The sequence below is a fragment of the Oerskovia sp. Root22 genome (assembly GCF_001429135.1).
In the GTDB taxonomy this organism is placed as follows: Bacteria; Actinomycetota; Actinomycetes; order Actinomycetales; family Cellulomonadaceae; genus Oerskovia; species Oerskovia enterophila.
In genome coordinates, this window is sequence record NZ_LMIL01000009.1 from 217,841 (window position 1) to 240,816 (window position 22,976).

Below are 22,976 nucleotides of genomic sequence, written 5' to 3' on the forward strand. Positions count from 1 at the left end.
GCACGCCACGTAGGATCTCCCGAAGATGAGTCCTGCCAAGCCTCCGGCCGTCCACGTCGTCACGGACTCGACCGCCTCCCTTCCCCCGGGTGACCGCCCGTCCCTGTCCGTGGTGCCGCTGCAGGTGCTGGTCGGTGACGAGACGTTCCTCGAGGGCGTCGACGTGTCACCCGACGACGTCGCCGCCAGGATCGGCTCGGGCCAGCGCGTCACGACCTCCCAGCCGACGCCGCACGCCCTGGTGCAGGTCTACGAGGCGGCGGCCCGTGCGGGGGCGCGCTCGGTCGTCTCGATCCACCTCTCGGGAGACCTGTCGGGCACCGTGCACGCGGCGGCCCTCGCGGCGACGCGGTCGCCGATCCCGGTGCGCGTCGTGGACTCCCGGACCGTGGCCATGGGCCTGGGGTTCGCGGCGCTCGCTGCGGCCGACTCCGCGGCGGCCGGTGCGACGATCGACGAGGTGGCCCGGCGGGCGATCGGGGTCGCCGACTCGAGCCGCGCGATCTTCATGGTCGACTCGCTCGAGCACCTGCGGCGCGGCGGACGCCTGGGGGCCGCGGCGGCTGCGCTCGGCACGGTGCTGGGCGTGCGCCCGCTCCTCGCGGTGCGCGACGGTCGGATCGAGGTGATCCAGAAGGTCCGGACCCGGGCTGCGGCGGTCGAGCGGCTCGTGCACGTCGCCGTCGAGTCGGTCGAGCGGCGCGCCGAGCCCGAGCTCGCGGTCCACTTCCTGGGGGACGACGCCGCGGCGACCGAGGTCGCCGAGCGGCTGCTCGACGCAACCGGGGTGCGGGCTGCGGTGACTCCTGTGAGCGCGGTCGTGGGCGTGCACGCGGGACCGGGAGTCCTGGCGATCGTCGTGGCCGACCGCGCGACCTGAGGCTCTGGGCGGTGTCTGGCCGTGCACAGGCGGGTTCGAAGGCACCTCCTCCACAGGGGATCCCTGATGCCCCGCGAGGCGTGAGCGGACGCGCCTAGCGTGCCGTGGTGACCTTCTCCCGCGTGCGCCGCTCGCACGACACGACGCCTGCTGACCCGCTCGCCGAGCCGCCGGGCGAGGACGGCGCGGCCCGGCTGCGAAGGCTGCGGAGCGTCCCGGGTGCGGCACCCGGGCCCGCGGCCGTCCGGGGTGCGTCGGCCCCGTCGGTGCGGGGGGCCGAGCCTGCGGACGGCTTCTCGTCCGTGACTCTCGACCCGGACCTGAGGCCGGAGGAGCGGCAGGACCCCGGGTCGGAACCGGCGTGGTGGAGCGTCTCGGCGGGAGTGGCGACCGAACCCTCGACCGACGGTCGAGGGCCCGGTGAGGAGGGACGCGGCCCCTTACGCTCGACCTCACGTCGAGGGTTGGACGACGGGGGCCCACGGCCGTCGAGCGTGCAGGACGGCCCCGCCGGGACGCGCGGCGCGCTCGACGCGGTCGCCGCCGCTTACACCGCGGCGAACGGCCACCCGACGTCGCACGCGGGATTCGAGCACGTGCCCGACGGCGGTCCCCGCCGCTGGTCCGTGGCCGCGCGGACGGCCGTGGTGGCGGCGGTCGCGGTCCTGCTGCTCGCGGTCGGTGTCGGCGCGTGGACCCTTCGGGGAGATGGCGACCTGCGCCCTGTGGCGACGCTCGCCGACCCAGCGACCGCCTCCGAGGGCGGCGCCGGGCCGGGCGGGCAGGCGTCGAGCGAGACCAGGGCCTCGGACGACGGGTCTTCGACCGCGCCGGGTGCGACCGAGGCGAGCGACGTCGGGGCGACCGGTGCGGCCGGGGCGAGCGACGTCGTCGTGCACGTGGTCGGCGCGGTGGGTGCTCCCGGGCTCGTGACCGTGCCCGAGGGGTCACGCGTGGCCGACGCGCTCGCCGCCGCAGGGGACGCCACGGCTGAGGCGGACCTCGCGGGCGTCAACCTGGCGCGCGAGGTCGTCGACGGCGAGCAGATCGTCGTGCCCCGCCCGGGGGAGGTCGTCGCCGCGGCGCCCGGTCCCGCGACCGCGCCGGGCAGCGAGGCCGGACCCGTCGACCTCAACTCGGCGGACCAGACCGCGCTCGACGCCCTGTCGGGGATCGGGCCCGTGCTCGCGGCCCGGATCGTCGAGTGGCGCGAGGCCAACGGGAGGTTCACGAGCGTCGAGGAGCTCGGGGAGGTGAGCGGGATCGGCGACGCGCTGCTCGCGAGGCTGCGCGACCAGGTACGGGTCTGAGGTGGGGAACCGATCTCCGGCCAGAGGCGCCCCTGTGCCCGCGAGCGCCCCGAAGACCCCCGCTCCGGGCGTGGCCCCGGTGCCCACGCCGCGCCAGGTCTCCGCCACCGACCTGCGGCTGGTCCCGGGTGCGCTCGTGGCCTGGGGAGTCGCGTGGTGGCTCACCGCGGCAGGGTCCAGGACGGCCCTCGTGGGAGCGGCGGCCGCTGCCGGACTGCTCGCGCTGATGGGCATGCTGCTGCTCGTGCGGCGGGCCCGCCCACCCCGTGGGCTCGGTCAGTGCGTCCTCGTGACGGCGTGCGCGCTCGCGGTCCTGCTGGGCGGGACGGCCGACCTCGTCGCGCGGGAGCGTGGGGGAGCCGCGGACCTCGCGGGCCAGGGGGCGACGGTCGAGGTCGTGGGACGGGTCGTCAAGGAGCCCGTCGTGGTCGTGAACCCGTGGTCGGGCGCGTCGGACAGCGTCCGCACGGCCCTGGACCTGACCACGGTCGAGGGGAGAGGTGTCGTCGCGCCGGGTGGGGGCCGGATCGGGGTGCTGGGCGACCTCGCCTGGGGCGAGGCCGACTACGGGGCCGAGGTCCGCGCGTCGGGCCGGCTCCTGCCTGCCGGCCCCGGCGACCGGACGGTGGCCACCCTCGTCGCGAGCGGGCCGCCGGTCGTGACCGCGCCGCCCTCCCGGGCGCTGGGTGTCGTGGGCGTGCTCCGCGCGGACCTGCTGACGGCCACGGACGGTCTGCCCGCCGACGCCCGTGCGCTGCTCCCGGGCGTCGCGGTCGGCGACACCTCGCGCATCGACGACGAGCTCGACGCGGCCCTCAGGACGACCGGCCTGACGCACGTCACCGCGGTCTCGGGCGGCCACTTCGCGATCGTCGTGGCGACCGTGACGGCGCTGTGCGCGCTGGCCCGGGCGCCGCGCGGTGTGCGCATCGGGGTCACTGGCGCGGTCATGGCGGGGTTCGTGCTGCTCGTCCATCCCGACCCGAGCGTGCTGCGTGCCGCGGCCATGGGGGTGGTCGGGCTGGTCGGGATCGGGCTGGGGCGTCCCTCGCGCGCTGTGCCCGCGCTCGCGGCCGTCGTCGTCGTGCTGCTCGTGCTCGACCCGTGGCTCGCGCGCTCGTACGGGTTCGTGCTGTCGAGCGTCGCGACCGCCGCCCTCGTGCTGGGCACCCAGCCCGTGGCACGACGTCTCGCGCCGTGGATCGGCAAGGGGCCCGCGTTCGCGCTCGCGGTCCCGCTCACGGCCCAGCTCGCGTGCGCGCCGGTCCTGGTCCTGCTCGACCCGTCGATCGCGACGTACGCCGTACCGGCGAACCTGGTCGCGGCGCCCGCGCTCGTGCCCGCGACGGTGCTCGGGGTGCTCGCCACGCTCGTGGCCCCCTGGTTCCCGCTCGGAGGGGTCGTGCTCGCGTGGCCCGCGGGCCTCGCGTCCTGGTGGATCGCGGCGGTCGCCCGGTTCTTCACCGGGCTGCCCGGGGCGCGCGTGCCGTGGCCGGGTGGTGCGTTGGGCGCGACGGCGCTCGCCCTGCTGACCCTCGCGGCGCTGGTCCTGGTGTGGCGCTGGCGGCGTGTGGCGGCCCTGCTGGGTGTGCGGGTCCCGTGGAGCCGGGGGAGCGGCTGGCCGCACACGTGGCGCACGGCGGTGCGCGCGGGCGTCCGGGAGGCGTTGGCTGCCCGACGGCGGCGCGCGACCCTGCGCCTCGTCGCGGCGTGGGCCGTGGTCGCCGTGGGAGCGGTCGGGTGCGTGGTGATCGCGTGGCCCCGCTGGATCGCACCGGCCGGCCGGGACGTCCCGGCGGACTGGGCCGTGGCCGCGTGCGACGTCGGCCAGGGGGACGGGCTCGTGGTCCGGACCGGCGACGGGCGCGGACTCATGATCGACGTCGGTCCGGCGGGAGACGCCGCAGGGCGGTGCCTCGACGACCTGGGGATCGAGCGCCTCGACCTGCTCGTCCTGACCCACTTCCATGCCGACCACGTCGGGGGGCTCGGTGCGGTGCTCGACGGGCGCCAGGTGGGACGAGCGCTCGTGACCGGGCTGGGTGACCCCGCGGAGCAGGCTGAGTGGGTGCTCGACGACCTCGCCGACCGAGGTGTTCCCGTGGAGGTGGCCGAACCCGGTGCGGGCGGCACGCTCGGCGACGTGTCGTGGGAGGTGCTGCAGGCGGGCTCCACGCCCGGTCCCGACGCCTCCGGAGACGGACGTCCCCGTCTCGCCGAGGCCGACGGGGGAGCCAACGACGCGAGCATCGCGCTGCGTGTCGTGACCCCGTGGCTCACGCTCGTGGCGCTCGGCGACCTGGAGGCTGGGGGACAGGAGACCCTCGACCGGACGCTGCGAGCCCGCGCGGGCGACCCGTCGGTCGACGTCGTCAAGGTCGCGCACCATGGCTCGCGCGTCCAGTCCGCACGCCTTGCCGCGACGCTGAGCCCGGCGGTCGCGATCGTCAGCTCGGGCGAGAACACGTACGGGCACCCTACTCAGGAGGCCCTCGACCTCTACGCGGGCGTGGGAGCCGCAGTCCTCCGCACGGACCGATGCGGGACCTTCGCGCTCGTCGTGCGGGACGGGGCGCTCGCGGTCGCGGGGTGCGAGGACGGGTGACCACGAGGAAGGGCGACGTGGTGTCGTGCGCGGACGACGCTGAGCCCGCACGTCGTGGACAGGCGGTGGTGCCTGCGTCAGACTCACCTCGTGACCAGACCGGGCCCGGTCCAGCCACACGACGAAGGGTGAGGCATGGCGGTGCTCGTGCTGCAGGACGAGTTCGCTCCGCTGCTCCTTGCACGGGGCTTCGTGCGGTCGAACAAGGTGTTCCGGAGGACGCCCGGCGACGGTATGGGGATGACGGTCTGGCTGAATCCCGAGAACCGGCTGAAGCAGGTCCGGACGGTCAACGTCGACTGCTGGGTGGACGACGAGGACCAGGGGTGGCTCTACAGCCTGGACCAGGCCCGGGCCGTCTCGGAGATCGAGCGGCGTGGGGCCTGGGCGTCGTTCGACTACACCCCGGACATGCCGGACTGGCCGGCGGTCATCGTCGAGGACTTCGAACGGGTGACCCTGCCGTTCATCGATGCGTGCACCAGCCCGGCGGCGCTCTGCGACCTGCTGCTCGAAGGCCGCGTCCCGCCGTCGAACATGAAGCGGGCACCCGTCGGCTGGTTCGAGGATGTGTGGTCGATCGCCGACAGGGCGCGGCTCTCCGGGTACGGCGACACGGCGCTGGAGAGGCTCGGCTCTCTGCAGCTCACCCGGTCCGATCATGACAACGTCCAGTGGTGGGCTGTCCAGCAAGGGATCGACGATCTCGTCCTGAACGCCCCGCTGCCAAGTCCCCGGCGCTGGTTCGGCCGTCGCCGTCAGCGCTGAGCGTCACGGTGGGACGAAACTCTGGAGGGGCTGCGGCGTGAACGACCGCCCGCAGGTCGGGACATCGTCGTCGGGTTGCCCGATCTGCCGGTCGGTGCAGGGGATGTGAGAGCGGACACCGACCAGGAGCGGAGGGAGGGAGGTGGAGAGTCGGGGCGCGATCATGTGGTTGTCGTCCGTCGAGCATGCGGTTCTCGTGCGGATTCTGCGGATTCGCGACACCAACCGCATGCTCGGCCCCGCCGGGCGCTGACCGCCCCCGGGACAGAATCGCTCCCGGGACAGCATCGCCCCCAGGCGCCGCGCGCTGGTGAGTCGTGCCCCGCCAGGGGTCGGCGATGTGCCCTCGGTGGGTGGCCCGTGGGATCGTTGTGCCCATGGCTCCCGCTCCCTCCCGCACCTCTGCCCGCCCGTCCGCGACGCTCCCCTGGAACGCGGTCGAGCTCGCCCCCGTGGTGCTGGTGCAGGGACCGGAGGGTCTGCTCGCGGAGCGCGCCGTCGACTCGTTGCTCGAGCTCGCACGGGCCCGCGATGCGGAGGCGGAGAAGTCAGAGATCGAGGCGGTGACGTATCAGTCGGGCATGCTGACGGTCGCCGCGAGCCCGTCCCTCTTCGGTGAGCCCAAGTTCGTGGTCGTGCGGGGCGCCGAGGCCGCGGCCGACGCGCTCATCCCCGACGTGGTGGACTACGTCGCCTCGCCGGACCCGGAGACGACCGTCGTGATCGTGCACGGCGGCGGCGTCCGAGGCAAGAAGATGCTCGACGCGATCCGGGCGAGCGGCGCGCCGGTCGTGGCGTGCGAGGCCATCAAGAAGGACGCCGACAAGCTCTCGTTCGTCGCCGCCGAGGTCAAGGCGGCGGGTCGCCGTGCCGACGCAGCGGCCGTCAAGGCCCTCGTCGAGGCGCTCGGTAACGACCTGCGCGAGCTCGCGAGCGCGTGCGCCCAGCTCGTGGCGGACACGACCGGCACCATCGGCGCCGCGACGGTCGACAAGTACTACGGCGGTCGCGTCGAGGCGAGCGGTTTCCGCGTGGCCGACGCGGCCGTGGCGGGCAAGGCTGGTGAGGCAGTGTCCCTGCTGCGCCACGCGCTGGCGACCGGCGCGGACCCCGTGCCGCTCGTCGCCGTGCTCGCGATGAAGCTGCGCACGCTCGCCAAGGTCGCGGCCATGCGCGGGCGGGGAGGGGCGTCGGCCAAGGACCTGGGCCTGGCCCCCTGGCAGATCGACCGGGCTCGCAAGGACCTCTCGAGCTGGACCCCTGAAGGCCTCGCGGCGGCGATCACGGCGGTCGCTCAGGCCGACGCCGAGGTCAAGGGCGGCGGACGCGACCCGGTGTTCGCGGTCGAGCGCGCGGTACTCGTGATCGCGGGAGCGCACGGCACCGGTCGGTGACCCTGTCCCGGAGCACTACCGGCGGTGCTACCCAGGGCCGCAGCGCGATCAGGGTCAGGCCGGCCGGGGAGGACGACCTCGCGAGCATCGCGGGAATCGAACGCCGCGCGGCGCGCAGCGCGAACCTCGACCAGGTGCGCCTCGCCATGGCCGACCCGGGACGGTTCGTGGTCGTCGCGACGATCGACGATGCCGTGGCGGGGTGGGCGAAGACGCACTGGTGGCAGTACGCCGACGGGCCCGCTCCGGTCGGACACTACCTGGGCGGGATCACGGTCGACCCGGCGGCCCGCCGTCGGGGCGTCGGGGCCGCGTTGACCCAGGCGCGCATGGACTGGGTCTCGGGTCGCGCCTCGTTCGTCTGCTACGTCGTGAACGCGACGAACGCCGCGTCGATCGCGCTCCACCGCCGGTGGGGATTCCACGAGGTGGCGCGCGCCGCGTCGTTCCACACGATCCGGTTCACGGGAGGCAGCGGCGTGCTGCTGCGGGCCGGGCTGGACGGGATGCGGCAGGAAGCCTGAGGGCCACCCCCGGACGCACGAGAGGCGCTGCTCCGTGGAGGGAGCAGCGCCTCTCGACGTTCACCGTGCTGCCCGAGGTGGATCAGGGGCGCACAAGGTCACGCGTGGAAGGGAGTGTCAGGCTCAGAGAGCGTTGACGGCCTTCGCGAGTGCCGACTTGCGGTTAGCAGCCTGGTTCTCGTGAATGACACCCTTGGAGACTGCCTTGTCGAGCTTCTTCGACGCGACGACGAGGGCGCTGGTTGCGGCCTCCTTGTCACCGGCGGCGACGGCCTCGCGAACGCGGCGAACGTTCGTCCGGAGCTCCGACTTGACAGCCTTGTTGCGCAGACGAGCCTTCTCGTTCGTCTTGATGCGCTTGATCTGAGACTTGATGTTAGCCACGTGTGGACTTTCTGGTGTGTTCGCCGAAGCGATCGAATAGGTCGTAGAGGGCGATTCCAGCTCCGGGACTGGGGGTGGGGAACCCTTGGAGAGGAGCTGGAACTGTGCCCGCCGACCTGGGCGGACACGCGACCACCAAGACTACCAGCCGACCGCAGGATCGGCCAGAACGCTGGAACGCCGCCCTTCGTGCGGCCCGCGCGCGCCCCGTGCGGCGCCCTGCGCGGGGGCCAGCAGACCCCGACCCCACGGTCTCGTGCCGGGACGCAGGCCCGGACGGAGCCTCAGACCTTGCCCATCTCGCGGATGATCGTGTCGAACGTCGAGCGGCCCATGACCGCCCCCTCGCGGCGCACGGCGCCGGGGTCGACGCGGATCACACGGTCGAGGCGCACCTCGGAGTCGCGCCCCTGGGCGTCCCAGGGACCGGAGCCGATGTCGAGCCAGTGCCGGCCCCAGCGGGCCTCGTCCGCGGCGTCGCGCGAGTGGTCCTTGCTCGTGAGCATGATCGCGAGCAGCCAGCCGCCGTCACGCCCCACGAGCAGCACGGGACGGTCCTTGCCCTGGGTGAAGTCCTCCTCGTAGGGGACCCAGGTCCACACGATCTCGCCGGGGTCCGGGTCGCCGTCGAGCTGCGGCGCGTACTCGGCGCGCACCCGGCCGGTGTAGTCGCCGGGGTAGGTGCCCGCGCCGGGCTGGGGCCCGCGCGTCTGGGCGGGGGCGGGCTTGCGGCCCCCGGGCCGCGTGCTCGCGGCCCCTCGCGGGGCTCCCGCCGTGGGGCGGGCCGTGCCCGACGACGGCGCACCGGACCCGGGTCGGGGAGCGACACCGCGCGGGGTGCCCGACGTCGTCGGGCCGGAGGTCGTACGACCCGTGCCCGAGCCACCCGACCGCGACGAGCCGCCGAGCGCGCCGAGGATCGCGCGGGCCGCGTCCGTGAGCAGGGAGATCCACTTGTTCTGAGCCACGCCCGCAATCTACCGGGAGCGTGCGGTGCGTTCGGAGGCGTCCCGTCCGTCGGCGGAGGGGTGAGCCGTGCCCGTGCGGGCTCGTGGGACAATGATGGTTGCTGTCCGACCCTGCGCGCGGCGACCAGCGACCTGCCGAGCAGAACCCGGCGGCTCACGCTCCGTCGTCGAGCACCGAGCCGCAGGTCCGGGCGCCGTCCGCCGCCCCGTCTTGACCCACCACAGGAGCGCACCCCCGTTGTCCCCGATCCCCAGCGCCCAGCTGAGCACCCGCATCCAGCCCGCGGCGACGCCGCCCGAGCTGCTGCGCAACTTCTGCATCATCGCGCACATCGACCACGGCAAGTCCACGCTGGCCGACCGCATGCTGCAGCTGACCGGCGTCGTCGACGCGCGCGCCATGCGTGCGCAGTACCTCGACCGCATGGACATCGAGCGCGAGCGCGGCATCACGATCAAGTCGCAGGCCGTGCGCATGCCGTGGGCCGTGCGAGAGGGCGACGACCCGGACGACACGTCGGCGCCGCTCGTCCCCTACGCCCTGAACATGATCGACACGCCCGGGCACGTCGACTTCACGTACGAGGTCTCGCGCTCGCTCGCCGCGTGCGAGGGGGCCGTGCTCCTCGTGGACGCCGCGCAGGGCATCGAGGCGCAGACCCTCGCGAACCTGTACCTCGCGATGGAGAACGACCTCGCGATCATCCCCGTGCTCAACAAGATCGACCTGCCGGCCGCGCAGCCCGAGAAGTACGCCGAGGAGATCGCTGGTCTCGTGGGCGTCGACCCCTCGACGGTCCTGAAGGTCTCGGGCAAGACGGGCATGGGCGTGACCGAGCTGCTCGACCGCATCGTCCAGGAGGTGCCGGCCCCTCAGGGGGACGCCGACGCCCCGGCGCGCGCCATGATCTTCGACTCGGTCTACGACACCTACCGCGGCGTCGTGACCTACGTCCGTGTGGTCGACGGCAGCCTGAACCCGCGCGAGAAGATCGTCATGATGTCGACGCGCGCGACGCACGAGCTCCTCGAGATCGGCGTGAGCGCGCCCGAGCCGCACCCCACCAAGGGGCTCGGCGTGGGCGAGGTCGGTTACCTCATCACGGGCGTCAAGGACGTGCGCCAGTCCAAGGTCGGTGACACCGTGACCAACGCGGGCAAGCCTGCGGAGGACGCGCTCGGTGGTTACAGCGACCCCAAGCCCATGGTGTTCTCGGGCCTGTACCCGATCGACGGCTCGGACTACCCGGTCCTGCGCGACGCCCTGGACAAGCTCAAGCTCAACGACGCGGCGCTCAACTACGAGCCCGAGACCTCGGTCGCGCTCGGCTTCGGCTTCCGCGTGGGCTTCCTGGGCCTGCTGCACCTCGAGATCGTGCGCGAGCGCCTTGAGCGCGAGTTCGACCTCGAGCTCATCTCGACCGCGCCGAACGTCGTCTACGAGGTGACCCTCGAGGACCGCTCGGTCGTCACGGTCACCAACCCGAGCGAGTTCCCGGGCGGCAAGATCGGCGAGATCCGTGAGCCCATCGTCAAGGCCACGATCCTGTGCCCCACCGAGTTCATCGGTGCGGTCATGGAGCTGTGCCAGGGCAAGCGTGGCGTGCTGGGCGGCATGGACCACCTCTCGCAGGACCGCGTCGAGCTGCGGTACACGCTGCCCCTCGCAGAGATCGTGTTCGACTTCTTCGACCAGCTCAAGTCCAAGACGCGTGGCTACGCGTCGCTCGACTACGAGCTCTCGGGCGAGCAGGCGGCGGACCTGGTGAAGGTCGACATCCTGCTCCAGGGCCAGACGGTCGACGCGTTCAGCGCGATCGTGCACAAGGACAAGGCGTACTCGTACGGCGTCATGATGACGGAGAAGCTCAAGGAGCTCATCCCGCGTCAGCAGTTCGAGGTCCCCATCCAGGCCGCCGTGGGCGCGCGCGTGATCGCCCGCGAGACCATCCGCGCGATCCGCAAGGACGTGCTCGCCAAGTGCTACGGCGGCGACATCAGCCGTAAGCGCAAGCTGCTCGAGAAGCAGAAGGAGGGCAAGAAGCGCATGAAGACGATCGGTACGGTCGAGGTCCCCAAGGACGCGTTCATCGCGGCGCTGTCCTCCGACGGCGCGGGCAGCAGCGGCGGCAAGGACGCGAAGGACAAGTCCAAGAAGTGATGTGCTGCTCTCCTGGTGAGCGCGCGGTCCTCGCTGTCGCGGGGACCGCGCGCTCTGCGGCGTCCGGGGTGCGGGCATGAGCCCGGCGCTCCCGGACGGGATCCCCGTGCCCGACGACGGCGCTCTCCCTGCGTGGGTGGGACCCGGTCCCGGCGGGGCCGGGTCGGACGACCACGCGGGTCGCGCGTTCGGGGTGTACCTGCACGTGCCGTTCTGCACGGTGCGCTGCGGGTACTGCGACTTCAACACCTACACGGCCTCCGAGCTGGGCGGCGGTGCGAGCCAGGCCTCGTACGCGGACACGGCCCTGCGGGAGATCGAGCTCGCGGCGCGCGTCATGGAGCAGGCGGGCCTGGCGTCGCGTCCGGTCTCGACCGTGTTCGTGGGAGGTGGCACGCCGACGCTGCTCCCCGCCGGCGACCTCGGCCGGATGCTCGCGGGCGTGCGCGACGCGTGGGGCCTGGCTCCGGGCGCCGAGGTCACGACCGAGGCCAACCCGGACTCGGTGACCCCCGAGTCGCTCGCGCAGCTCGCCGAGTCGGGGTTCACACGGGTGTCGTTCGGGATGCAGTCGGCGGTGCCGCGCGTGCTCGCGACGCTCGAACGGACCCACGACCCCCGGCGCATCCCCGACGTGGTGCGCTGGGCCCGCGAGGCGGGGCTCGCGGTGTCGCTCGACCTCATCTACGGGACGCCGGGCGAGACGCTCGACGACTGGCGCACGAGCCTCGAGGCTGCCCTGGCCACCGGGGTCGACCACGTCTCGGCGTACGCGCTCGTCGTGGAGCAGGGGACCAAGATGGCGGCCCAGGTCCGCCGTGGCGAGATCTCGTTGCCGAGCGAGGACGACCAGGCCGAGAAGTACGAGCTCGCGGACGAGCTGCTGACCGCTGCCGGGCTCGAGTGGTACGAGGTGAGCAACTGGGCGCGGCGGTCCACCGGTGACGCCGGTGCCGCAGCGGTCGGCCCGGATCCCGCCTTCGCGTGCCGGCACAACCTGGCCTACTGGCGTGGTGAGGACTGGTGGGGCATCGGCCCCGGGGCCCACTCGTACATCGGAGGCGCGGCGAACCGTACCGACGTCAGCGGCACGCCGACCACGTCGTCGGAGTCGACGACCGACTCGTCGGACGCGTCGGGCGAGCCTGTCCAGGGCGGCCGTGAGGGCGTGCGATGGTGGAACGTGAAGCACCCGCGGCGGTACGCGGCGCTGCTCGAGGCGGGCAAGAGCCCGGCCGCCGGACGCGAGCTCCTGACGCTCGAGGAGGCGCACCTCGAACGCGTCATGCTGGGGGTGCGGCTGCGAGAGGGACTGGACCTGAGCGTCCTTACCGAGGTGGGTCGGCGCAACGTGGCCGGGATGGTCGCGGCAGGCCTCCTCGACGGCAGGGCGGCGATCCACGGCCGCGGGGTCCTGACCCTGCGCGGGAGGTTGCTGGCAGACACGGTCGTGCGGGAGCTGACGGACGGGTGACGATGGTCGGACAGTCGGCCTCGGTGCAGACCGGGGTGGCCAGGACGTCGACCGAGCACGTCGACGTGTGGCAACGACTGCAGCCGACCGAGCTGCTGGGTCCCGGATCGCTCGCGGACCCGACCGCCGGGGCCGTCGCGCCGCCGTCGGGCCGTGAAGAACCTGCCGGGCGCAGGCCCGAGCGCCCCTCCCGCCCAGCCCGTCCCACGGTCCGCTACCGGCGGATCGCCGGCCTGGACGGGTTGAGGGCTCTGGCCGTCGTCTCGGTCATGCTCTTCCACTTCGCGCCGCAGCTGCTCCCGGGAGGGTACGTCGGGGTCGACGTCTTCTTCGTGCTCTCGGGCTTCCTCATCACGACGCTCCTGGTCCGCGAGTTCCGGGAGCGGCGCACGCTCTCGCTGAGCCGGTTCTGGGTCCGCAGGGCGCGTCGCCTGCTCCCCGCGCTCGCGCTCGTCGTGCTCACGTGCACGGCGGTCGCAGGGCTCGTGGGCGGCGACGTCCTGGTCGGGATCGGCGCGCAGGTCGCCGGTGCCGCCACCTTCACGAGCAACTGGGTGTACATCGCCCAGGGCAGCACGTACTCGGGCGGTCTCGCGCCGCAGCTCTTCGCCAACCTGTGGTCGCTCGCGGTCGAGGAGCAGTTCTACCTGCTCTGGCCGCTCGCGGTCATCGGGGTGCTCGCGCTGCGGATCACCCGGCGCCGGGCCCTGGTCCTGGCAGGGGCTCTCGCGGTGGTCTCCGCCGTCGCGATGTCGCTGCTGTACGTGCCGGGCACGGACCCCACCCGGGTCTACTTCGGCACCGACACGCACCTGTTCGGGCTCATGATCGGTGCGTTCCTGGCCTTCTGGCACCTGCGGACCGGGCGCCCGACGCTCGTGCGCGAGTCCCCGCGGACGTCGACCACGCGCGGCGCGGCGTTCGTGCTCGGTGCGGGGACCGTGGGCGCGGTCGTGCTGGTGCTCGCGATGGTCGGGATGCCGTGGGACGCAGCGGTGACCTACCGAGGCGGGCTCTTCGTCGTGTCGCTGGCCACCGCCGGGGTCGTCAACCTCGTCCTGCACGCCCCTCGGCTCGGCAGGGTGCTCGACAGGGGCCCCGCGGGCTGGATCGGCGCCCGGTCCTACGGGCTCTACCTGTGGCACTGGCCCGTGCTCGTCCTGGTCGCCTCGATCGCGGGCGGCGGTGGCCTGTATGCGACCCCCGGTCCGTGGGTCGCGCTGATCGCGACGGCCGTGACCGTGGCCGCCGCGGCACTGTCCTACCGGTTCGTCGAACGGCCGGTCATGGGACGAGGGTTCGGCGGCTACGTCCGCACGGTCGTCGCGTGGGCCCGGCGGGGTGCCGCGGGGCGGAACCCGCTGCCCGTGCACGGGTGGGTCACGCTCGCGGCGTCGTTGCTCGTCGTGGGGCTGGCCGTCACGGGGTTCGTGCGGGCCCCGGCCGTCTCCTCGGTCGAGTCGCAGATCCTCGCAGGGCAGGAGGTGGCGGCGGGGACGCAGCAGCCGGGTGGAGCGGCGGTCGAGGAGACGCCGGTCCCCGAAGCGGCCCCGGAGCCCGCGCCCCCGGACCCGGCGGTCCAGGAACCCGCGGCGCCAGCCGCGGTCCCAGGGCCCCCACCGGGCGACCAGGTCACGATCATCGGCGACTCGGTCACCCTCGCGAGCGCACCGGCGCTCGCGGCTGCACTGCCCGGGGTGCTCATCGACGGCGCGGTCTCCCGGCAGATGAAGGACGCCGGTGGGCTCGTGGACACGGTCCGGGCGGCCGGGAACCTGCGGCCCTACGTCGTGGTCTCGCTGGGCACGAACAGCACGGTCGACGCCGCGATGATGGACCGGGTCCTCGCGACGATCGGACCGGACCACACCGTGGTGCTCGTGACGGGGTACGCCGACAGGTCCTGGGTGCCCGTCGCCAACGCCGAGATGATCGGGGCCTCCCAGCGGTTCGGCAACGTCGTCGTCGCTGACTGGAGCGCGGCGATCGCGGCTCAGCCGACGCTCCTGGGGCCCGACGGCGTGCACCCGGCAGGGGAGGGGACCGCGCTCTACGCGAGCGTGGTCGCGGCCGGCCTCGCGCAGGCGGTCGCGCTCCGCGGCTGACCCTGCTGGCTCTGCGCAGCCCTGGTTCGCGCTGTCCGGACCGGTTACCTGCGGTGCGCGTGGGGGACACCCCGGGAGAACAGGTGCTCACGTCGCAGGTCCTCGACGTCACCCGCTGCTCCTGTGGCGGGAAACGTCCCGAAGCGTCATCGTTGATAGCGATCTGTGAAATGTTCGATCGTCACAGTCTGTTCACAGTGTGGCTTGCCGCACCCCGACGACCGAGGGATCCCGATGAGCGACAACACCGCAGGCGGGCCGCCGCCGGACGAGAACGAGCCCACGCCGCAGAACCCGTACGCGAGCACGCCCGACCCGGACGCCGCGCCGCCTCCCTCCGAGCCCGTGCAGCCCGTCACGCCTCCGGTGACCCCGCCCGCACAGCCCACGCCGCCGACCGCACCGCCGGTCACGCCCCCGACAGCACCGCCCGTCGCCCCGCCCCCGTACGGGGCGCCGACCCCGCCCCCGGCCGCACCGCCCTACGGCGCACCGGCCGGAGGCCAGCCGCCCGTCGCTCCGCCCGCCGGCGGTGGCGGCTACCCGCCCCCCGGCGGTGGCGGCTACCCACCCCCCGGCGGTGGTGGCTATCCGCCCCCGGGTGGCGGCTTCCCGCCTGCCGGGGGTGCGTACCCCCCTCCCGGCGGTGCGTACCCGCCTCCGGGGCAGCCCGCCTACGCGGGCGCCGCGCCCTTCGCGGTCGGTGACGCGATCGGATTCGGATGGAAGAAGTTCTGGGCGAACCCCTGGCCGTGGGTCCTCGCAGCGCTGATCTTCCTGCTGATCAACACGCTCTTCAGCTGGCTCACCGGCGGCTTCGAGCAGTTCTCGGACTATCGCACCGACGGGTTCACCGACACCAACATGTTCGAGGCCGTCGGGCTGAGTGTCGGCAGCGTGGTGCTGTCGATCATCGGCGCGATCATCGGTTACCTCATCACCGCCTTCTTCACCCGCGGGGCCCTCGACGAGTCGCAGGGGCGCAAGCCCGACGTCGCGGCGTTCTTCGGGATCGGCAACGTGGTGAACGTCATCCTCGCGGCCTTCCTGGTCGGCATCATGGCAGCCGTCGGCACGATCCTCTGCGTCCTGCCCGGCCTGGCGGTCCTGCTCTTCTCGGCCTTCGTCTACTACTTCACGCTCGACAAGGAGCAGGACGCGATCACCGCGATCAAGTCGAGCTGGTCGCTCGTCGCGAAGAACTTCGGGTCGGTCTTCCTGCTGCTCCTCGCGCTCTTCGGCATCAACATCGTCGGGGCCCTCCTGTGCGGGATCGGCCTGCTGGTCACGCTCCCGCTGTCCTACATCGCGGTGGCCTACGCCTACCGCCGTCTGATCGGCGAGCAGCCGGTCTGACCGGAACAGCAGACCAAGGTCACCGGGCCCCGGTGCCGCTCTCGTGGAGCGGCGCCGGGGCCCGGCGCCATGTCGGGCGAGGTCGTGGGCGGGACCGGTGCGCCCAGCCCCCGGGCAGGGTGGCCCCGGGCGATCGCGACCGGCTAGCGTGAGGCGCCCGGTCCGTCACGAAGGGTCCGGTTCGACCGCAGAGAGGCCACGATGAGCGACCAGCACTCCTCCGACCAGGTTCCGGACTACGGGCAGTACGTCCCGCCGGCCGGCCAGGGCGGCGCCCCCGGCCCCCAGGGACATCCGGGCCAGAACGGCTATCCCGGTCAGCCCGGCGGCTACGGGCCGTCCGCCGGCCAGCAGCCGGGACAGCAGGGGCAGTACCCGCCGCCCGGACAGTTCGGGCAGTACCCGCCGCAGGGCCAGCCGGGACCGGCCCAGCCCCTCTCGCCGGCGGACACCAAGACGTGGGCCAGCCTGTCGCACCTCCTGGGCGGCATCCTCGGCTTCCTCGCGCCCCTCGTGATCTGGCTGGTCTTCCGTGAGCGCAGCTACGTCGTGGACGGCGAGGCCAAGAAGGCCCTCAACTTCCAGATCCTCGTGGCGATCGTGCTGGTCGGCGCGAACCTCGTGCTCCCCGGCTTCCTCGAGGGCCTCGTGATCTTCGGCGTGTGGGTCACGTCGCTCGTGTTCGGCGTCCTGAACTTCCAGGCCGTCGGCAAGGGCCAGGCGACCAGCTACCCGGTCGACGTGAGGATCGTGAAGTAGCTCAGTCGACCGTCACGAAGTCGATGAGCTCCTCGACCCGGCCCAGCAGGGACGGCTCGAGGTCGGCGTAGGTCCGCACGGTGCCGAGGATGCGCTGCCAGCCCCGGGCGACGTCGGCCTGCTCGGCCGCGGGCCACCCGAGCTCGCGCAGGATCCCGCGCTTCCACTCGGTACCGCGCTCGATCACGGGCCAGGTGGTCAGGCCGACGCGCTCGGGGCGCACGGCCTGCCACACGTCCACGTAGGGGTGGCCCAGCACCTTGACGGTGCCGGGGCGCACGCCTCGCAGCGCCTCGGCGACCAGGCGCGTCTCCTTGCTGCCCGGGACCAGGTGGTCGACCAGCACGCCCACCTTGCGCTCCGCCGTCGGGCTGAAGTCCTTGAGAGCTTCCGCGAGGTTGTCCACGCCGTCGAGGAGCTCGACCACGACGCCCTCGATGCGCAGGTCGTCGCCCCAGACCTTCTCGACGAGCTCGGCGTCGTGCTTGCCCTCGACCCAGATGCGCGAACCGCGGGCGACGCGGGCGCGGACGTCGGCGACCGCGCGCGAGCCCGACGCGGTGCGCGTGGGCGCGGCGGGGGCGCGCGAGGTCACGGGTGCCGTCAGCTCGACGGGCTCGCCGTCGACCCAGAAGCCGGGGCCCAGGGGGAAGGTGCGTGTCCGTCCCGCACGGTCCTCGAGGACGACGATGTGCATGCCGCCCGACTTCTCGACCCGTACCACCGCGCCGACCCAGCCGGTCTCGACGTCCTCGACGACGAGGCCGCGCTCGGCGGGCTGCGGACGCGAGACGGGGCGCCTGCGGTGGGGGACCGGGGCGGGGGTCGCGCTGGACAGGACGTCGGCACCGTAGCGATCGAAGCTCACCCGACTCACCCTAGGCGCTGGTCGGCCCCGGGCCCGGAAGGGGCGCGCGGCGACCCGTGAACCGCCGCACGGCTCGCCGGGTGCCGTGGCGCGGGCCGTGGTACGACTGGCCGGTGAGCACTTCGAGCGGTCAGGCCGCGCCCGACCCCCAGCGATGGCGCGTCCTGGGGCTGTGTCTCGCGGTCGGCTTCATCACCATGCTCGACGTGTCGATCGTCAACGTCGCGCTCCCGTCGATCGAGAAGGCGCTCGACGCGGGCCCCACCGAGCTGCAGCTCATCGTCGCGGGCTACACCCTCGCGTTCGGTCTGGCCCTCGTCCCCGCGGGTCGCCTGGGCGACGCGGGCGGGCGTCGCACGCTGTTCATCGTCGGGCTCGTGGGCTTCGCGCTCACGAGCCTCGCAGCGGGCCTGGCGCCGAGCGACGAGTGGCTCGCGATCGCGAGGCTCCTGCAGGGGGCGAGCGCGGGACTGCTCAACCCGCAGGTCATCGGGCTCATCCAGCAGATGTTCTCGGGGTACGAGCGAGGCAAGGCGTTCGGCATGTTCGGCGCCACGATCGGCGTATCCACGGCCCTCGGGCCTCTCCTCGGCGGGTTGATCCTCCAGGTCGCGGGCGAGGAGAACGGGTGGCGGTGGATCTTCGGGATCAACGTCCCGATCATCGCGGTCGTCCTGCCGCTCGCGATCCGCTTCCTGCCCGCGTCGACGCGCAAGGCCGGCCCGCGCAAGCTCGATCCCGTGGGCCTGGTCCTCATCGCGGTCGCGACGGTCGCGGTCATGCTCCCGTTCGTCACGACGTCGGGCCAGGACGACGACCCGGGTCGCTGGTGGTGGCTCGCGGTCGGGGCGGCCGCGGTGGCAGCGACGGTGCTCTGGGAGCGGCGCTACCAGCGCACCACGGGTGCCCCCGTCCTGGACCCGCGGGTCCTGTCGCTCACGTCGTTCCGCAACGGCACGCTGCTGGGGATCACGTACTTCGCGGGCTTCACGGGGATCTTCCTCGTCGCGACGCTCTACCTGCAGAACGACCTGCACTTCACGCCCCTGCACGCGGGGCTCATCGGCATGCCGTTCGCGATCGCGTCGGGCGTCGCGTCGTGGCTCGCGGGGCGCGGCGTCGCACGCTGGGGTCGGCCGCTCGTGGTGGCCGGGCTGGTCGTGGTGCTCGTGGGGCTCGCGGGCGTGATCCTCGCGATCCGTGTCACGGGCGACGACGTGTCGGCCGGAGGGTGGGCCATCGCCCTGACCATGATGGTCGCGGGGATCGGGAGCGGCACCGTCATTTCGCCCAACCAGACGCTGACCCTCGCACGGGTGCCGGTCGAGCTCGCGGGGGTCGCGGGGAGCATGCTCCAGCTCGGGCAGCGCGTGGGCTCGGCCATGGGCATCGCGGTGGTCCTCTCGACGTACTACTCGCTCAAGGCGGGCGGCTCGACGGGTGCGGTCGCCGCGAGCACCGCGATGCTCATCACGGTCGCGCTGGTCGCGGTCTCGCTCGTGGTCGCGGTCGTGGACCTGCGGGCGCGCCACGCGCAGGGCGCGCCTGAGGGCAAGGTGCCGTCCGCGACGTGAGCTCCGCCGTCGGGCAGGGCACGGCGTGCGCCGCGCGGTGCTGCCGGGCGAACGCACGAGGCCCGACGGCGGAGCGTGCGTGGTGTGGTCGGGTGCAGCACGCCCTCGCCGGGGACCCTTCCCGCAGACCGTGTGAGGAGGATGTGCACGGCGCCCGCCGGCCTCCCGCGACCGCGTAGAATTAGCACTCGACGGTAGAGAGTGCGAACGCGCGACGATCGGCAGGAGGTGGACATGAGCGAGGAACGACGGCTCGATGTGCTGCGTGCGATCGTCGAGGACTACGTCCTCACCAGGGAACCGGTGGGGTCGCGGGTCCTCGCCGAGCGGCACCGCCTGGGCGTGTCCCCGGCCACGATCCGCAACGACATGGCCGCCCTCGAGGAGGACGGCTACATCGCCCAGCCGCACACGTCGGCCGGACGCATCCCCACGGACAAGGGCTACCGCCTGTTCGTGGACAAGCTCTCGACGGTCAAGCCCCTGTCGTCGCCCGAGCGCCGGGCGATCGAGACCTTCCTGTCGGAGGCCGTCGACCTCGACGACGTCGTGGCGCGTGCCGGGCGTCTCCTCGCCCAGCTCACTGGTCAGGTCGCCGTGGTCCAGTACCCGTCGCTGCGCCGCTCCGGGCTGCGTCACCTCGAGCTCGTGCCGGTCGGTGACCGCCGCCTGCTCGTGGTGATCATCACGGACACGGGCCGCGTCGAGCAGCGCACGCTCGAGGTCGCCGCGGCCCCGGACGAGGCGACGCTCGCCGAGCTGCGCTCGCGGCTCAACGCGGTCGCCGCGGGCAAGCGTCTCGCGGAGCTCGGGCAGGGCTTCGCCGAGGTCGCCGAGCAGTTCCGCCCCGAGCACCAGGACCTGGCCCGCTCGCTCGCGCAGCTGGTCGAGGAGACCCTCTCGGAAGAGTCCGAGGAGCGTATCGTGCTGGCCGGCACCGCGAACCTGGCCCGGGTCGGGATGCGGTTCGAGCACGCGCTGCGGCCGGTCCTCGAGGCGCTCGAGGAACAAGTCGTGCTGCTCGGGTTGTTGACCGAGATGGCCGCGGAGTCCGGGGTGAGCGTGCGGATCGGTCACGAGACGCAGCTCGAGGGCCTCGCGGAGACCTCGGTCGTGACGAGCGGATACGGTAACGAGGGCGACTCGGTCGCGCTGATCGGTTCGATCGGACCGACCCGCATGGACTATCCAGGGACGATCGCCTCGGTCCGCGCCGTGGCGCGGTACCTGTCGCGCGTCCTGACTGCATGAGCATGGTTCTTGCGCCACCGGGTGCGGTGACCGGGCCCTCGGGCCCGGTACGTGCCGCGGGGCGTTGTCGGAAGTCGCCGATCCACCGTCGGCGTGCGCTAGTAGAGAGTGACCTGTGAGCGACTACTACGAGATCCTGGGCGTGCCCCGGGACGCGAGCCAGGACCAGATCAAGAAGGCCTACCGCAAGCTGGCCCGTGAGCTGCACCCTGACGTCGCGGGCGAGGCCGCCGAGGACAAGTTCAAGGACGTGTCCCGCGCGTACGAGGTCCTGTCCAACCCGGACAAGCGCCAGCAGTACGACCTCGGTTCGGACCCGTCCGCCGCCGGTGGCGGCATGGGCGGGGGCTTCGGCTTCCAGGACATCTTCGAGACGTTCTTCGGCGGGGGACAGGCGCAGTCCGGCCCCATCCCGCGCGCCCGCCGTGGCCAGGACTCCCTGGTCCGGCTCGACATCGACCTCTCGGAGGCGACCTTCGGGGCGCGCCGCGAGCTCCAGGTGGACACCGCGGTGGTCTGCGGGACGTGCAGCGGCTCGTGCTGTCGCCCCGGCACCTCGCCGCGCACCTGTGACGTCTGCAACGGGCGCGGCACGGTCCAGCGCGTGGCTCGCTCGTTCCTCGGCCAGGTCATGACGACCGCCCCGTGCGCCGCGTGCCAGGGCTTCGGCACCGTCATCCCCGAGCCGTGCGCCGAGTGCGCGGGCGAGGGGCGCGTGCGCAGCCGCCGCACCCTGACCGTGAACGTTCCCGCGGGCGTCGACACCGGGACGCGCATCAAGCTCACGTCCCAGGGCGAGGTCGGCCCGGCCGGCGGACCCGCGGGCGACCTGTACGTCGAGATCCGCGAGCGCAACCACGAGATCTTCGTGCGCCGCGGCGACGACCTGCACTGCACGCTCCAGGTCCCCATGACCGCCGCCGCGCTCGGCACGGTCCTCGAGCTCGAGACGCTCGACGGCCCGCAGGAGATCGACCTGCGCCCCGGCACGCAGCCCGGCCAGATCGTCACGCTCAAGAACCTCGGTGTCGGGCACCTGCACACGGGTGGTCGCGGCGACCTCAACGTGCACGTCGAGGTCCAGGTGCCCACGGGGCTCGACGACGAGCAGCAGGAGCTGCTGCGCTCGCTCGCCAAGGCCCGTGGCGAGGAACGCCCGGACCCGCGCCTGTCGGCCGCGCACCCGGGGGTCTTCTCCCGTCTGCGCGACAAGCTCTCGGGGCGCTGAGGCATGAGCGCACCGGTCTTCCTCGCCGAGGCGGGCGGCTCGTCGGACGGCGCGACCGCGAGCGGCCTCGCCGGGTACCCCGCGGGCTCGCTCTACGTGCTCGACGGCGCCGAGGGGCGCCACGCGGGCGTCGTCCAGCGGCGCGGGGTCGGTGAGCACGTCGACGTCGTCGACGGCGACGGGCTGCGGCTGCGGTGCGTCATCGAGCTCGTGGAGGCTGCCCAGGTCAGCCTGCGTGTCGAGGAGGTCGTGCAGGAGCCGGCGCCCGACGTCGTCGTGACCCTCGTCCAGGCACTCGCCAAGGGCGACCGGGACGAGATGGCGATCGAGGCCGCGACCGAGGTCGGGGCCGACGCCGTCGTCCCGTGGCAGGCCGAGCGCTCGGTCGTCGTGTGGCGAGGGGACCGTGCCGCCAAGTCGCGGGCCCGCTGGCTCGCGACCGTGCGTGCCGCGACCAAGCAGGCCCGCCGTGCGCGCCTGCCGCGCGTCGACGTCGCGATCGACACGCGCGGGCTCGTCGAGCGCACGCGCGAGGTCGTCGCGTCGGGCGGCGCCGTGATCGTCCTGCACGAGGAGGCGAGCGCCCCGCTCGCCGAGGTGCCCCTGCCCGTCCCCGCGTCCGAGGACGGGTCCCGGGCGGGCCGGGCGCCCGAGGTGCTCGTCGTCGTCGGGCCGGAGGGCGGCATCTCCGACCGCGAGGTCGAGGCCCTCACCGAGGCCGGCGCGCTGACCGCGCGGCTCGGGCCGCACGTGCTGCGCACGTCGACCGCCGGACCCGTCGCGATCGCGCTGCTCGTCCAGCGGCTCGGCCGCTGGGACGGGACGCCCGCGTGAGCGGACGCGCTCCGGAGCGTGCGGTCGCCGGGCTGTGGCCCGGTGACCGGGGGTAGCCTGCCGACATGACGAGCAACGACACCTCCCGGCCCACCGACCCGGACTGCCTGTTCTGCAAGATCGTCGCGGGGGAGATCCCCGCGACGGTCGTCGCCGCGACGGACCAGGCGGTCGCCTTCAAGGACATCAACCCCCAGGCCCCGCTGCACGTCCTCGTGGTGCCACGGGCGCACCACGGTGACATCGCGCAGCTCGCGGCCGCGGACCCCGAGCTGCTCTCGGGCGTCGTCGCGCTCGCGGACGCCGTGGCGAGCGAGCAGGCCGACGGCCAGTTCCGGCTCATCTTCAACTCGGGCCCGCGCGCAGGCCAGAGCGTCTTCCACGTCCACGGACACGTGATCGGCGGCAAGGAGCTGGGCTGGACCCCGGCCTGACCTCGTCACGACCCGCGGAGGGTGCCGGGCGCAGGACACACCCGCTCAGGGCGTAATTCGCCCTGACCCGTCGCCCTGCGCTCGTTACCATGGATGCAC

At 73.3% G+C, this 22,976-nt stretch carries 19 protein-coding genes; 16 read left to right on the forward strand and 3 right to left on the reverse strand.

Features of this window, described 5'->3' with window-relative positions; genetic code table 11:
• The first annotated feature begins 25 nt into the window (after positions 1-25).
• From ASE15_RS11460 to ASE15_RS11485, 6 genes are all read left to right on the forward strand, one after another.
• Positions 26-880 carry a DegV family protein gene (locus ASE15_RS11460; RefSeq protein WP_056763389.1) on the forward strand — a complete coding sequence of 285 codons (855 nt, stop codon included), beginning with the start codon at positions 26-28 and terminating at the stop codon, positions 878-880.
• A 107-nt stretch (positions 881-987) separates the two neighbouring features.
• The gene (locus ASE15_RS21505; protein ID WP_235534379.1) at positions 988-2,190 is read left to right on the forward strand and encodes a helix-hairpin-helix domain-containing protein; all 1,203 of its coding nucleotides are present in this window, start codon (positions 988-990) and stop codon (positions 2,188-2,190) included.
• A 34-nt stretch (positions 2,191-2,224) separates the two neighbouring features.
• The gene (locus tag ASE15_RS11470) at positions 2,225-4,795 is read left to right on the forward strand and encodes a ComEC/Rec2 family competence protein (RefSeq protein WP_235534380.1); all 2,571 of its coding nucleotides are present in this window, start codon (positions 2,225-2,227) and stop codon (positions 4,793-4,795) included.
• 135 nt (positions 4,796-4,930) lie between these two features.
• A complete protein-coding gene (locus ASE15_RS11475; protein ID WP_056763391.1) occupies positions 4,931-5,563 on the forward strand; it encodes a hypothetical protein in 633 nt (210 codons plus the stop codon).
• Between the two features lie 377 nt (positions 5,564-5,940).
• A complete protein-coding gene (gene holA, locus ASE15_RS11480; protein WP_056763393.1) occupies positions 5,941-6,957 on the forward strand; it encodes a DNA polymerase III subunit delta in 1,017 nt (338 codons plus the stop codon).
• Positions 6,954-7,481, forward strand: a complete 528-nt coding sequence (locus tag ASE15_RS11485; protein ID WP_235534382.1) for a GNAT family N-acetyltransferase — start codon at positions 6,954-6,956, stop codon at positions 7,479-7,481. Before holA ends, ASE15_RS11485 begins: the two co-directional genes overlap by 4 nt.
• A 123-nt stretch (positions 7,482-7,604) precedes the next feature.
• On the opposite strand, the gene rpsT is transcribed toward ASE15_RS11485, so the two are convergent.
• Positions 7,605-7,865: a 30S ribosomal protein S20 gene (gene rpsT / locus ASE15_RS11490; RefSeq protein WP_056650751.1), complete on the reverse strand. Its 261-nt coding sequence runs from the start codon at positions 7,863-7,865 to the stop codon at positions 7,605-7,607.
• Positions 7,866-8,149: 284 nt separating this feature from the next.
• The gene (locus ASE15_RS21205; protein ID WP_082618391.1) at positions 8,150-8,833 is read right to left on the reverse strand and encodes a type II toxin-antitoxin system PemK/MazF family toxin; all 684 of its coding nucleotides are present in this window, start codon (positions 8,831-8,833) and stop codon (positions 8,150-8,152) included.
• Between the two features lie 238 nt (positions 8,834-9,071).
• Here ASE15_RS21205 and lepA point away from each other — a divergent pair, with 238 nt between their 5' ends.
• The 5 genes from lepA (at position 9,072) to ASE15_RS11520 (ending at position 16,688) form a co-directional block, all read left to right on the forward strand.
• Positions 9,072-10,994: a translation elongation factor 4 gene (lepA, locus tag ASE15_RS11500; RefSeq protein WP_056763395.1), complete on the forward strand. Its 1,923-nt coding sequence runs from the start codon at positions 9,072-9,074 to the stop codon at positions 10,992-10,994.
• 76 nt (positions 10,995-11,070) lie between these two features.
• Entirely contained in the window at positions 11,071-12,468 is a 1,398-nt protein-coding gene (hemW, locus tag ASE15_RS11505; protein ID WP_056763398.1) for a radical SAM family heme chaperone HemW, read from the forward strand.
• Between the two features lie 2 nt (positions 12,469-12,470).
• Complete coding sequence (locus tag ASE15_RS11510; protein ID WP_056763400.1) at positions 12,471-14,573, forward strand: acyltransferase family protein; 2,103 nt, start codon at positions 12,471-12,473, stop codon at positions 14,571-14,573.
• A gap of 234 nt (positions 14,574-14,807) precedes the next feature.
• Positions 14,808-15,929 (forward strand): hypothetical protein, encoded by a 1,122-nt coding sequence (locus ASE15_RS11515; RefSeq protein WP_056763402.1) that lies wholly within the window; start codon positions 14,808-14,810, stop codon positions 15,927-15,929.
• A gap of 201 nt (positions 15,930-16,130) precedes the next feature.
• Positions 16,131-16,688 carry a DUF4870 domain-containing protein gene (locus ASE15_RS11520; RefSeq protein WP_056763404.1) on the forward strand — a complete coding sequence of 186 codons (558 nt, stop codon included), beginning with the start codon at positions 16,131-16,133 and terminating at the stop codon, positions 16,686-16,688.
• 1 nt (position 16,689) lies between these two features.
• Here ASE15_RS11520 and ASE15_RS11525 read toward each other — a convergent pair whose 3' ends face one another.
• Entirely contained in the window at positions 16,690-17,556 is an 867-nt protein-coding gene (locus tag ASE15_RS11525; protein ID WP_056650764.1) for a DUF3097 domain-containing protein, read from the reverse strand.
• A 113-nt stretch (positions 17,557-17,669) separates the two neighbouring features.
• Here ASE15_RS11525 and ASE15_RS11530 point away from each other — a divergent pair, with 113 nt between their 5' ends.
• From ASE15_RS11530 to ASE15_RS11550, 5 genes are all read left to right on the forward strand, one after another.
• Positions 17,670-19,130 (forward strand): MFS transporter, encoded by a 1,461-nt coding sequence (locus tag ASE15_RS11530; RefSeq protein WP_056650767.1) that lies wholly within the window; start codon positions 17,670-17,672, stop codon positions 19,128-19,130.
• A 234-nt stretch (positions 19,131-19,364) separates the two neighbouring features.
• Entirely contained in the window at positions 19,365-20,381 is a 1,017-nt protein-coding gene (hrcA, locus tag ASE15_RS11535) for a heat-inducible transcriptional repressor HrcA (RefSeq protein WP_056763406.1), read from the forward strand.
• Positions 20,382-20,496: 115 nt separating this feature from the next.
• Positions 20,497-21,609 carry a molecular chaperone DnaJ gene (gene dnaJ, locus ASE15_RS11540; RefSeq protein ID WP_056650773.1) on the forward strand — a complete coding sequence of 371 codons (1,113 nt, stop codon included), beginning with the start codon at positions 20,497-20,499 and terminating at the stop codon, positions 21,607-21,609.
• A 3-nt stretch (positions 21,610-21,612) separates the two neighbouring features.
• Entirely contained in the window at positions 21,613-22,443 is an 831-nt protein-coding gene (locus ASE15_RS11545; protein WP_056763408.1) for a 16S rRNA (uracil(1498)-N(3))-methyltransferase, read from the forward strand.
• 65 nt (positions 22,444-22,508) lie between these two features.
• Complete coding sequence (locus ASE15_RS11550; RefSeq protein WP_056650779.1) at positions 22,509-22,877, forward strand: histidine triad nucleotide-binding protein; 369 nt, start codon at positions 22,509-22,511, stop codon at positions 22,875-22,877.
• Positions 22,878-22,976: the final 99 nt, after the last annotated feature.